Origin of the sequence: Epilithonimonas tenax DSM 16811, from assembly GCF_000428485.1 — a bacterium.
In the GTDB taxonomy this organism is placed as follows: domain Bacteria; phylum Bacteroidota; class Bacteroidia; order Flavobacteriales; family Weeksellaceae; genus Epilithonimonas; species Epilithonimonas tenax.
The window spans coordinates 15,780-28,485 of the sequence record NZ_AUAA01000015.1 but is presented as its reverse complement, the minus strand read 5'-3'; the positions used below and the strand labels follow the sequence as shown (position 1 = coordinate 28,485).

At 39.5% G+C, this 12,706-nt stretch carries 11 protein-coding genes; 7 read left to right on the top strand and 4 right to left on the bottom strand.

Annotation, left to right across the window (positions count from 1 at the left end; all coding sequences use genetic code 11):
- The first annotated feature begins 54 nt into the window (after positions 1–54).
- A complete protein-coding gene (locus F564_RS0109225; RefSeq protein WP_028122393.1) occupies positions 55–705 on the top strand; it encodes an NAD(P)-dependent oxidoreductase in 651 nt (216 codons plus the stop codon).
- Between the two features lie 258 nt (positions 706–963).
- On the opposite strand, the gene F564_RS0109215 is transcribed toward F564_RS0109225, so the two are convergent.
- Positions 964–2,307 (bottom strand): alpha-amylase family glycosyl hydrolase, encoded by a 1,344-nt coding sequence (locus tag F564_RS0109215; protein ID WP_028122392.1) that lies wholly within the window; start codon positions 2,305–2,307, stop codon positions 964–966.
- 107 nt (positions 2,308–2,414) lie between these two features.
- On the opposite strand from F564_RS0109215, the gene F564_RS0109210 reads away from it, so the two are divergent.
- From F564_RS0109210 to F564_RS0109195, 4 genes are all read left to right on the top strand, one after another.
- A complete protein-coding gene (locus F564_RS0109210) occupies positions 2,415–2,768 on the top strand; it encodes a hypothetical protein (RefSeq protein ID WP_028122391.1) in 354 nt (117 codons plus the stop codon).
- A gap of 149 nt (positions 2,769–2,917) precedes the next feature.
- Positions 2,918–3,709 carry a glucose 1-dehydrogenase gene (locus F564_RS0109205; RefSeq protein ID WP_028122390.1) on the top strand — a complete coding sequence of 264 codons (792 nt, stop codon included), beginning with the start codon at positions 2,918–2,920 and terminating at the stop codon, positions 3,707–3,709.
- A gap of 127 nt (positions 3,710–3,836) precedes the next feature.
- Positions 3,837–4,475, top strand: coding sequence for a hypothetical protein (locus F564_RS0109200; protein WP_028122389.1), 639 nt, complete (start codon positions 3,837–3,839; stop codon positions 4,473–4,475).
- A 220-nt stretch (positions 4,476–4,695) separates the two neighbouring features.
- A complete protein-coding gene (locus F564_RS0109195) occupies positions 4,696–5,529 on the top strand; it encodes a GLPGLI family protein (protein ID WP_028122388.1) in 834 nt (277 codons plus the stop codon).
- A gap of 100 nt (positions 5,530–5,629) precedes the next feature.
- On the opposite strand, the gene F564_RS0109190 is transcribed toward F564_RS0109195, so the two are convergent.
- The 3 genes from F564_RS0109190 to F564_RS0109180 form a co-directional block, all read right to left on the bottom strand.
- Positions 5,630–6,214 carry an IS1096 element passenger TnpR family protein gene (locus F564_RS0109190; protein ID WP_028122387.1) on the bottom strand — a complete coding sequence of 195 codons (585 nt, stop codon included), beginning with the start codon at positions 6,212–6,214 and terminating at the stop codon, positions 5,630–5,632.
- A gap of 131 nt (positions 6,215–6,345) precedes the next feature.
- Complete coding sequence (locus tag F564_RS19005) at positions 6,346–7,416, bottom strand: sensor histidine kinase (protein WP_051259628.1); 1,071 nt, start codon at positions 7,414–7,416, stop codon at positions 6,346–6,348.
- A gap of 49 nt (positions 7,417–7,465) precedes the next feature.
- Positions 7,466–8,143, bottom strand: coding sequence for a response regulator transcription factor (locus F564_RS0109180; RefSeq protein WP_028122386.1), 678 nt, complete (start codon positions 8,141–8,143; stop codon positions 7,466–7,468).
- Between the two features lie 203 nt (positions 8,144–8,346).
- Here F564_RS0109180 and F564_RS0109175 point away from each other — a divergent pair, with 203 nt between their 5' ends.
- Together F564_RS0109175 and F564_RS0109170 are read left to right on the top strand one after the other, a co-directional pair.
- Positions 8,347–10,020 carry a glutamine--tRNA ligase/YqeY domain fusion protein gene (locus F564_RS0109175; protein WP_034981206.1) on the top strand — a complete coding sequence of 558 codons (1,674 nt, stop codon included), beginning with the start codon at positions 8,347–8,349 and terminating at the stop codon, positions 10,018–10,020.
- A gap of 148 nt (positions 10,021–10,168) precedes the next feature.
- Positions 10,169–12,583 carry a DUF5916 domain-containing protein gene (locus F564_RS0109170; RefSeq protein ID WP_028122384.1) on the top strand — a complete coding sequence of 805 codons (2,415 nt, stop codon included), beginning with the start codon at positions 10,169–10,171 and terminating at the stop codon, positions 12,581–12,583.
- Positions 12,584–12,706: the final 123 nt, after the last annotated feature.

The following is a 12,706-nucleotide window of genomic DNA, read 5'->3' as shown; positions in this document are numbered from 1 at the left end:
AATTTGATTAAAAATGTAACAAATTATATTACAATTAACATAAAATTTAAACAGATGCAAAAAGTAGCAGTAATCGGAGCAACAGGCTTCGTAGGAAAACAAGTCGTAAACGAATTAGCAAACAGAGGTTACGCAGTGACTGCCATCGCAAGAGACAGCTCAAAAGTAGAGGTGAAGGATAAGGTAAATGCCATCAGCGCAGATGTGAACAATGTAGAAGAACTGGCGCAGTTTCTTGCAGGAAACGACGCAGTAATCAACACTTTCAACGCAGGCTGGACGAATCCGAATCTTTACAACGACTTTCTGAACGGTAGCAAGAACATCGAGAAAGCAGTGGAGGAGTCAGGCGTGAAGAGATTCATCACCGTAGGTGGTGCAGGCAGTCTTTTCATAGACGGCAACCAGTTGGTAGACGGGCCAGATTTCCCTGCTGATATCAAACCAGGCGCGACAGCAGCGAGAGATTATCTGAACGAAATCAAGAAGAATGAAACTTTGGATTGGACCTTCTTCTCTCCGGCCATCGAGATGCATCCAGGAACAGCAGGCGTGAGAAAAGGAACATACAGAACAGCTTTGGAACATCCGGTTTTCAATGAAGAAGGCAGAAGCATCCTATCTGTAGAAGACGTTGCGGTGGCTTTGGTAGACGAGTTGGAGCAAAATAACTTCGTGAGACAGCGTTTTACCGCGGCTTATTAATGTTAAAATGATTTGGGCAGCTTTTCCGTCTTCCACTCCCGCTTTTTTCTTTTTTTTGCCTTCGACTGCGCTCAGGCAACAAAAGAAAAAGAGCTCCGTTCAAGCCGGGCTGCGGCAATTCAGTTCCAGACAGGACGTTTAGCCACCCAATACAAAATAAAAGCCCTTTCAGTTACCAACTGAAAGGGCTTTTTATGATTTAGACACAGATGAAAAAATCTATCATCTATCGGTCTAATATCTGCAAGTCTGCAAACTCTATTTTTCGTAAACCAAATATCCGAAAGCTTCCAGATTCACATCAGAACCTTTGATCAATTCAGCTTTGTTTTTTGTGAACACATTTTTGAAGCTTCCCACCGAGTTGTCATCTTCTAACTTGAAGTTCACAGGATCTTTTGTCGTATTGAGAATCACCAGAACCTCACGGTCACCGTTTTTTCTGAGATATGCCAGGATCTTGTCATTCGCTGTTGTGTTGATCCAAAATGTTGTCACTGCAGGATCGCCGCCTCTCAGCGCCGGGTTTTCTGATTTTAAAGCAAATAATGTTTTATAAAAGTCTTCCAGGTCATATTTGCCTGTCCACGGAATAGGATCTTTTTCGAAGAACTCCAGTCGTTTGGTTTTCATCGGCAATTCCTGGCCGTTGTAAAGTAAAGGAACGCCATTCCAGGTCGCAGAAAAAACGGCCAGTGCTGGTGCGAAATCGCCGTACTTTTCATATTCGGTTCCGTTCCAGGAGTTTTCATCGTGGTTGCTGGTAAACCAAGCTCTCATAGAGTTATCGCCTATTTTGGAATATTGTTCCAGGAGATTCTTCAGGTCAGAAAGTGGCAGGTGTTTCTGATAAAAATCCTGAGAAAGGTGCATCCATTTCCAGCTGTAACTGGCGTCGAAAACCTTTCCATATTCAGGTGCTTCCAACTCATCAAATTCTCCCAGGAAGAAAAGAGGTTTCAGTTTTTCTACTTCAGGTCTTGCCTGCTGCCAGAAGTCTACTTCTACCCAGCTTGCAAGGTCACAGCGGAAGCCGTCGATATTGGTTTCTGTTACCCAGTACTTCATCGCATCTATCATGGCCAGGCGCATTTCTTTATTGGAGTAGTCCAGTTCTATGATGTCATCCATTCCGCTGGCTTTGTGGAAACTGCCGTCGGCGTCTTTCAGGTAATATTCCGGATGAGATTTGGTCCAGACGTGGTCCCAGCCAGTGTGATTCGCTACCCAGTCGATGATGACTTTGAAACCCATTTTGTGAGCCTCATCCACCAGATGTTTGAAGTTTTCCAAAGTTCCGAACTCAGGATTGATGGTCGTATAATCATAAGCAGCGTACTGGCTGCCCAAACTTCCTTTCTTGTTGAGCTGCGCAATTGGAGTGATTGGCATAAACCAAAGTGTTTTCACGCCCATTTTTTTCAGTCTCGGCAGTTCTTTTTCGAACGCTGCGAAAGTGCCTTCTTTGGTGTACTGTCGGACGTTGACTTCATATATATTCGTGGTTCGTTTCCAATCTTGTGGGTTTTCCATAGTTTGATTCTGGGTTTTACAGGATAATAATAAGGCGGCGAGCGCGGGAATAAGAATCAGCTTTTTCATTTTAGTTTCTCTTGAGGTTGTGAATTCTTTTGGTCTATTTTGTAAATGTAATAAAAATAAGAAAGCCCAAAAAATATGGGTTTGTTAATGTTTGATAAATATTCCCTTTGATTACGCTCGAGGATCTTTTGGCAGGAGCAGTAATTCTTTTCGAAGGAATAATAATTCTTTTCGAAGGAGCAATAATTCTTTTTGCAGGAGCAGTAATTCTTTTTGCAGTGGCAATAATTGTTTTTGCAGTGGCAATAATTCTTTTTGTGGAAGATGTAATTCTACCTGCAGCAGTAATAATTCTTTTCGCAGTAGCAATAGTTCTTTCCACAGGAGGCATCATTCTTTTTGTGGAAACGATTGTTCCATTTGCAGGAAGGATATTTCTTTCTTTAGAGTTTGTGTTTTCCTGTTACCGTTCCGGTCTATTAATCTTTTTAGCCATTGGAATTTGCGATCATTATGTGTGATTTTTATCGGGCTCAAAGATCATTGAGGTTTCACTTGTGAATTAGAAGGTTTGAAATAATTATTGAAATTTTAGGAAAACTTTAATACAAATTAAAATGAAAAGGTATCATTGTTGTATAATGAAGCAATGAAACATTAATACAAAATCATGTCAAATTTTAAAGGAAAAACAATCATAGTTACAGGTGCAGCAATGGGATTAGGTCTTGCTGCGGCAGAGTCTCTTGCGTCAAAAGGTGCAGACATCACGTTGGTAGATTATAATGAGGAGGCACTTGAAAAAGCAAAATCAGAACTCCAGTCAAAATATCCGGAAAGTCAATTCTTAACGGTGAAAGCGGATGTTTCTGTAGAGGAACAGGTGAAAAATTATGTAGATGAAACCGTGAAGAAATTCGGGAAGGTAGATGGCTTATATAATAATGCTGGTATTGAGGGGAAACAGGCATCGCTTGTAGATTATGATATCGACGTTTTCAAGAAGGTCATTGATATCAATCTTTTGGGCGTTTATTACGGTATGAAATACATCATCCCGGAGCTTCAGAAAAATGGCGGCGGAAGAATCGTAAATGTAGCGTCTGTAGGCGGCATCCGTGGTGTGCTGAATCAGACGGCATATGTGGCAACAAAACACGCAGTAGCAGGGATGACCAAAAATGCGGCTTTGGAATATGGTAAATATAATATCCTGACCAACGCCATTGCGCCGGGAGCAATTCTGACACCGATGGTTGCAGAAGCCTTTAACCAGGTGAATCCAAGTGATCCGAAAGCGGCTGAAGCAGAATATGCGTCCCACAACCCGACGAGAAAACTGGGAGATCCGAAAGATGTCGGAAATCTTGTAGCGTATCTGTTGAGTGACGAAAATGGTTATGTTTCCGGACAGGTGATTGCTATCGACGGTGGCGAATCCAATATGTATGGGAATCCTTAAGAAAATATTTGAATTTTAAGTTTAGTTTTAGTTAGTGAAAAATGTCTGCAGCAATGCAGGCATTTTTTGTTTTGGAGCTTGCTTGCACATTTTTTGCTTGTTCATCTGCAACCTAAACAATATTCCTATGAAAAAAGCAATTTTAGTGTCCGCTGTGCTTCTGATCTTTTCCTGCAAAAAAGGAATAGATGAGAAAGTTTCCAATTCTTCTGACGCCATCACTTCCAAAGTAAAGACACACTCCCTGAGTCTTGAGAAGGATTTGAGTTCTGTAAATGGCATCAAACAGGAATACAGCAAGGTGAATTCCCAATTGACGGCGAAAAAGCTGGATTCTGCTGGCTTCAACTATGAGTGTAACGAGATCTCGGGAAATGTGGTTTATTTTTCTGAAAAAGGACAATTGAAGGTGGTCAGGCATTTCCAGGCAGACAGTCATTTCTCTTCGACGGAGAGTTATTTCATTAATGAAGGAAAGCCGTATTTTATCTTCAAAGATGATACAGTCTGGAGCTTTGATGGCGGTACACCAGAAAAACCTATCACAAAAGATGATGTAACCGAGCAACGCTACTACATTGTAAACGATCAATCTGTCCAGTGTCTTGAAAAAAAATATACTTTGAAATCCAATTCTCCAGATAATCCAAAATCCGAAAATGTTCCGAATAAAGAGATGAAGAATTGTTCGGTTGCGGACTTGCAGAAGAGTTTTGATGTACTGATGAAGAATAAGGATAGGAGAGATGGTGGGAAGTGTTTGTAAGTTCTTCACTAAGGAGGCGGTTTTGTTTAGAAATAATCTTATCATTTGGTTTAATGAATAAAAAAGTCCAGTTTTTCCTTTGGTTTCCAATGTGTTTTAGAAAAATTCACTTTGCCGTATTTGATAAAATTTGAAAAGATAAATTAAAATAGGCCTCTCAAAGTTTTTAGGTAATTAGTGATTTTTATACTTTTGAAATGTATAAAGCAATAAATCAAGAATGAAAGGGATTTTCTACATCATAAGTATTTTGACTATCAGTTTAATGGATGGTCAAACACATCGTTTTTTTTACAGACTTGATTACAAATCAGATTCATTACAGACCGAGCCTGAAAAAAGGATAATGGTGTTAGATATTAATCCAGAAAATGTAAAATACTACGACTATCATTTCCTGGAGAAGGATTCTATTAATAAGACTACTAATTCGCAGAATGTGAGCTGGACAAAGCAAGTACCTGTGACAAGAAAAATTAACTCGTTTGAAAACTTGAATTTTGTAGCCGTAGGATTTGATTTTTACAAATATACCACGGTAGATAAGATAGATTGGAAGTTAGAGCAGGAGACGGGGAAAGTACAAACATTTGATGTTCAAAAAGCGAGTGCAAGTTTTGGAGGACGCGAATGGACTGCCTGGTTCACCAGAGAAATTCCTTTTAATGAAGGACCTTACAAATTCAAAGGCTTACCGGGATTAATTTTAGAAATCCAAGATACAAAAGGGCAATATAAATTCACATTGCTTAGAAGTCAGAATTTATCAGAAACTTACGATACATCTAATATTTTGGAAGTAAGATACGGAAGCAGTCCAATCCTTACTACAGAAAAAAAATATGTAGAAAAAGCTTTACAGTATTACAATGATCCCTATTATTCTACCAAACAAAGATTACGAAACGGTGAAATAAAAAATTTTGAATATTATGGGAAAAAATATACAAAAGCAGAAGAACTAAACACTATTTCAAAAGATGTCCGAAATCGACTTTTAAAAAATAACAATCCAATTGAAATAAGTAAAGCGATTACATATCAAGAAAAATAAATAGAGTAGTAGATATTTTACAATCAAGAGTGATGGAGAATACAGGATACAAAAAAGCCCGAGAAAAAACCCGGGCTTTTGATATGTTTAGAAAAGATTCTTAATCTTCGTCATCTTCTTCGAAGACATCGTTGTAACCATCTTCTTCCTCATCATCATTGTAGTCATCATCTTCATCAGCAAAGCTTGTCGCTTTGAACTCAGATTCGAAGTCTCCAAAATCATCATCCATAAACGGTAATGCAGAATTTTTGCTTTTCCCGTTCTTCGTTCCTGTTTTGCTTGGCGCTTTCAAAGGCACGTTCCCAAATCTGTAAACCGTGATGGGGTAATTAACTGCCGGTTTCTCATCTATGATCTCCAAAAGTTCACAGAAAAAGTCCCAAAGCTCTATGAAACCATACTGGAATCTCATTTTCTCGCCCACTGCAGGGAAACCTTCCGGCAGATAGATGTCAGACATGATCTCACCATCGCCGTCATCACTCATATCTTCCAAAGGAATCGCACGGCCTTCATTCCATTCATCATCTGAAAAATAAAAAGAAGACAACTCTTCACCAGGTAAATTGAAGGCGCTTTTGATGCCCAGATGCAGATTCCAAAGTGTTTGTTTCCCTTTGACCTCTACGTCTCGGAAGATCGTCTCTTTGGCGTCTAGAATTACTCTTATCTTATAAACCATTGTTGTTTTACTTTAACTTTATTAGCTTGATTAATGATGCAAATATAAAACAAATGAAATTCCATAAAAATTTCTAGTAAATTTTTTTTCAAAAAAGTTTTTTATAAATTCAGCGTTTTTGAAACTGCAGATTATTCGCTAAAATTGGCCCTGTTTCTTTTGATTTTTTCTATAGCAGCTTTCCCCAGTTTGAACTTGAATTTGGTTCCCGAAAGATAAACACTTTCCACGCTGATCATCTGTTTATGGGCTTCCATAATGTGTTTTACGATGGCAAGACCCAGACCAGATCCACCTTCTTTTCTGTTCCGGCTGGATTCTACACGGTAAAAACGTTCGAATATCCTTGGCAGATTTTCAGGTTTGATGCCCATTCCGTTGTCTTCTACGGAGATATGAATGCTCTTGGTGCCTTCTCTCGTAGAAACGATGATCTGTGCTTCTTCCCGGTTGGCATATTTCACAGCATTTGAAATTAGGTTGATCAGGACCTGTGAGATCTTCTGTTTGTCTGCAAACACAAACAATTGGGATTGGGTGGTCTGCAGCTGCATCGTCATAGATTGTCTTTCTGCTTCCATCTCCAGGAGGTCAAATATCTCCTGGACCAAATGATTGATGTCAAAAGTACTGTACTTCAAATTGATCTGTCCGGATTCGAAACGGTTGATCATATCCAGATCTTTCACAATGTTCAGCAACCGCTCAACAGAGCTGTCTATCCGCTGGAGATACTTGTCCCGGATATTAAGATCTTCTACACCGCCATCGCGCAATGTTTCTATGTAACCCTGGATAGAGAACAGTGGCGTTTTCAGCTCGTGGGAGACGTTGCCGATGTATTCTTTACGGTAATCTTCCATTTCCTTCATCAGATCCATTTCAGCGTTTCGCTGGTTCATCTCGTGCATCTTTTCACCCAGTTCTTTGAAGCCAAGATCGGTATCGTAATCGTGGATGATGTCTTCCGGCAATATATTCGTGATTCTTCTGATCTGATTTTTGCTGTAGAAACTGAACAGAAATTCCAGAACGAAATAATTGAGAACAAACAGAAACCAAAGGGTAAACGCCAGAAATAGATTGAAATCTCTGGTTTTGAAGTAAATGTCGTCCGTGTAAAACTCAAAAAGTAAAACCACAACGCCAACCACAGCCACCAGTAAAAATGATGCGGCTGCCGATATCCAGTTGATTTTGATCGAATTTCTAAATCTCATTTCAAAAAAAAGATTTTCTAAAAAGAAAATCTTAAACTACTAATTTATAACCTATTCCTTTGAGGGTCTGGATGGTGTTGATTCCCAGCTTTTCCCGTAATCTCCTAATGTGAACATCAATCGTTCTCTCGCCTACGATCACGTCATTTCCCCAAACTCTTTCAAGAATCTCTTCTCTTTTGAAGACCTTCTCTGTGTTGGAAGCCAATAGATAAAGCAGATCAAATTCTTTCTTAGGAAGCAAAAATTCTTCTTTCGCTTTGGACACTTTGAAGTTGTCTTTATCAATGATCAGATCACCGATCTCGATGTAATTGGAGTTTTCCTGAGAATTAGCACCCAGCTGCAGCAGCGCGGCTACTTTTGAGATCAGAACTTTTGGTTTGATCAATTTGACAATGTAATCATTGGCTCCGGCTTGATAGCCAGCTAATTGAGAAAATTCCTCGCTTCTTGCGGATAAAAATACAATTAAGGTTTTTTGTAATTCTTTGATCTTGCGAAGATCCTGACAGGTTTCGATGCCGTCTTTTTCGGGCATCATAACGTCCAATAAAATTAAATCCGGCAAAATCTCTTTTGCTTTTGCGATTCCTTCATTTCCGTTACCAGCGGTGAAAACCTGATAGCCTTCTTTTTCCAAATTATAAGAGATGATCTCCAGGATGTCCTGTTCATCATCAATTAAAAGGATTTTTTTACGATTCATTTCGATTTATTAATATGTCAAAATTAAAAAAAAATGAACTCTATATGACCAAATGTTTAAAGTTCACACAAATTTAACATTTAAAAGCTAATAAACGGGGTTTACGGAAGCTTTTTTTATATTGAAAACCATCTAATTTTATAGACGATATTCGTTTTATTTTTTGAGGAAATTAAGTTAAATTTGCACTTCACGTTCAGATTATGGAAGAAGAAGAAAAAAAATCACTCAATTTTATAGAGCAAATTATAGAAGATGATTTGGAAAGTGGCTTGGAATCGTCCAAGCTCCGTTTCAGATTTCCACCCGAGCCTAACGGGTATCTTCACATTGGTCATACAAAGGCCATCTGTATCAACTTTGGTTTGGGGCAAAAATACAATGCGCCTGTGAACCTGCGTTTTGATGATACCAATCCCGCAAAAGAAGAGCAGGAATTTGTAGATTCTATCAAAGCGGACATCGATTGGCTGGGTTTCAAATACGACCAGGAATTATACACCTCAGATTATTTTGAGCAGCTTTATAATTGGGCTGTAGAACTTATCAAACAAGGCAAAGCTTATGTGGATGAGCAATCTTCTGAAGACATCACGGCCCAGAGGAAAAATCCGTTTGAGGAAGGTGTAGATTCGCCTTTCCGTCAGCGTCCTACCGAAGAAAGTCTGGCACTTTTTGAGAAAATGAAAAACGGAGAATTCGAAGAAGGTGCGATGAGTCTGCGTGCAAAGATCGATATGGCTTCCCCGAATATGAATATGCGAGATCCTGTGATGTACAGAATCCTGAAAAAACCGCATCACAGAACGGGTGAGAAATGGAAGATCTATCCAATGTACGATTGGGCGCACGGAGAATCTGATTATATTGAACAGATCTCGCACTCTTTATGTTCATTAGAATTCGAAAATCACCGTCCGTTGTACGAATGGTATCTGGATCAGGTCTATGATAAAGAAAGCGTGGCACCAAAGCAGAGAGAATTTGCCAGGATGAACGTTTCCTATATGGTGACTTCCAAAAGAAAGCTGCAAAGACTGGTTCAGGAAAATATCACTACTGGCTGGGATGATCCCAGGATGCCGACTATTTCCGGACTGCGCAGAAAAGGTTATACACCAACTGCCATCAAAAACTTCATTGAAAAAGTAGGTGTTGCAAAAAGAGAGAATCTGATTGATATCCAGTTATTGGAATTCTGTGTAAGAGAAGATCTTAACAGAGTGGCGACACGTGTAATGGCGGTTGTGAATCCAGTAAAACTGATCATCGAAAATTATCCCGAAGATAAAGAGGAATGGTTGGAAACGGAAAATAACCCTGAGGACGACAATGCAGGAACAAGACAGGTGCCTTTTTCCAGAGAAATCTATATTGAAAGAGAGGATTTTAAAGAAGAAGCAGACAAAAAATTCTTCCGTCTGAAACTGGATGGAGAAGTAAGGCTGAAAGCTGGATATATCATCAAAGCAGAACGTGTTGAGAAGGATGCCAATGGCGAGATCACGACCATCTATGCCACCTATGATGAAGATTCAAGATCGGGAAGCGGAACAGAGGCGAGTCTTAGAAAAGTGAAAGGAACGTTGCATTGGGTTTCTGCAAAACACGCTTTACCAATCGAGATCAGAACTTATGAAAGACTGTTCACAACGGAACAGCCCGATGCGGAAAAAGAAGTGGATTTTGTACAGTTCATCAATCCTCAATCTCTGAGAGTGACTCACGGATTTGCTGAGCCAAGTCTGAAGGAAGCCACTTTGGAAGACCACTTCCAGTTCCAGAGAATTGGTTATTACAAAAAAGACAGAGACTCTTCTGACGAGACTTTGGTGTTCAACAGAACAGTGACTTTGAAAGACGGTTACAAACCTTAAAATTGTAAAAAGTAGTTGTAAAATGTACCAGGTATATTTTGGATATTAAATTATATTAAATTGAAAATCAGGCTTTTGTCTGATTTTTTTTGTTTTGATGTAACAGAGTTGTTCTGTGATTTGTCTAATCTCAGGAATAAGCTTTACTATGAAAACGAACTTTTGCATTCTTGTTTTACTCCTATGTTTTGGACAGGTTTCTGCCCAGAAAACGACCGCTTCTGATAGTATTACGCGGAAAAATATCCAGGCAGTCAAAAAGGAACAGGCACTGAAAATAGACGGAATCCTGGATGATGAGATCTGGAAAAACATTCCCGTTGCAACCAACTTTGTAGAACGCCAGCCCAACAACGGAAAACCACAGGCCGACAGCCTGAAGACCGAAGTGAAGTTGCTCTACGACGATACCGGATTGTATATTGCAGCACAGATGTATGATCCGGATCCTTCAAAAATTCTAAAGGAACTCACAGAGCGGGACAACATTGCCAATGACGATTTTTTCGGGATCATCATCAATGGTTATAATGATCATCAGCAGAGCTTGGAATTTATAGTAACCGCTGCGGGCGTTCAGGTGGATGGAAAACTGACGACTGAAAATGAAGATATGTCCTGGAATGCTGTCTGGTACAGCGCAGTGAAGATTAATGACAAAGGTTGGGCAGTGGAGATTAAAATTCCGTTTTTTGAACTTCGTTTTCCTAAAAAAGACAGACAGGAATTTGGTCTTAATATGATCAGAAAGATCAAAAGAACCAACACGATGTACGACTGGAACCACGTTGACAATCAAAAAGGAAATTATACTTTGTACGATGGCGTTCTGAGCGGTGTGACGGAGATAAAAACACCAACAAGACTTTCTTTCACTCCTTATTTCTCGACGTATGTCAACAGTTTTGATGGCAAAACCGAAATGAATGTCAACGGCGGAATGGATCTTAAATATGGCATCAATGATGCGTTTACCTTCGATATGACCTTGGTTCCGGATTTCGGTCAGGCCAATTTTGATAATTCAATTTTAAATTTAAGCCCATTTGAACAGCAGTTTTCGGAACAGCGATCTTTTTTTATGGAAGGTACAGAACTCTTCAGTAAGGGCGATATGTTCTATTCCAGAAGAGTAGGTGGCGAACCATCGCTTTATCCAACGGTTTCTGAAAATGAAACCGTCAGAGAATATCCTGGAAGAGTGAAATTATTCAACGCTTTTAAAATTTCTGGAAGAACAAAGAAAGGTTTGGGAATAGGGATCTTCAATGGTGTCACAGAAAAAATGGAAGCCACGATCCAAAATACGGAAACCGGCACGACCAGAAAAGAAACCGTGGAGCCGTGGACCAACTATAATGTTTTGGTTTTCGATCAGAGGTTTGGCGGGAATTCATCTGTCACCTTTGTCAATACCAGTACTTTGAGAATGGGGGATTTCCGTGATGCTAATGCTACAGGATTACTTTGGAACATCGCCAATAAGAAGAATACTTACAATTACTTCGGGAACTTCAAAGGGAGTTGGGTAAGAGATGGGGATACCAAATTTGGAAACAGAGGTAACCTGGGCATCGGAAAATATTCAGGTAAAAACCGTTTCGAGATCGTCGGGAATTATGTCGACAAAAACTGGGATATCAATGATCTTGGATTCTCGACAAAGACCAATTATGCGTCCTATTCTACCTGGTATGGTTACCGGATTTTGCAGCCTACCAAGAACTTTAATAATATCTTTCTAAATTTTAATCTTAATTATGACCACCGTCTGGAGCCGTTTCTGTACAGCACATTGAGATTCAATCATAACAACCAGTTTACGACCAAGAATTTTGAGAATTTTGGGGGTGGTGTAGAGTTCACGCCCCTTGGCGAGAATGATATCTATGAACCCAGGACTTTCGGGCGGTATTTGAAAGTGCCCGGGTATTTTGACAGTTGGCTTTGGTTTGAGAGTGACAGTCGAAAAAAGCTTCAGTACAATATCAATATCGACTATTACGCTTATGATGAGAAAGGCAGAAACAAAGTAATTCCGTCGCTGTATCTGCGTTACAGAGCTTCTGACAAACTGAATCTCATTTGGAAATTCAACCCGGTTTTCAGCAATAATGAAGTGGGTTTTGCAGGGAAAGAAAACGGTCAGATCTATATGGGGAAACGCCAGCGGAATACTTATGAGAATGCAGTGACAGGACAATACACCTTCAATGAGAAGATGTCTTTGTCTCTCGCTTTCCGTCATTATTTTTCCGATGTCACATACAAAAAATTTTACAGTCTGAATGATGACGGCAGCTTGGAAAATAATATGACTTATAACCCAAATCTAGCCACGACCTACAACTCCTGGAACGTAGATCTGCGTTATTCGTGGTGGTTTGCGCCGGGCAGTCAGTTGACTTTGCTTTACAGAAATGCAACCAGTAATTATCTGGAGGTATCCAGAATGCGATTCAAAAATAATTTTAATGAACTTTTCAATGAGCCGATGATCAACAATGTTTCCCTTAGGATCACCTACTTCCTGGATTACAACAGAGTCAAAAATTGGTTTTAAAATATTTTGGGCAACTTTATCCGCCTTCCGTTCCCAAACTTAAAGAAGTGGTTCGACGTTGTTTTTTTTTTTTTACCTCCACTTTTTCCAACCACAAAATGAAATCCACTCAAAAAGTTTATA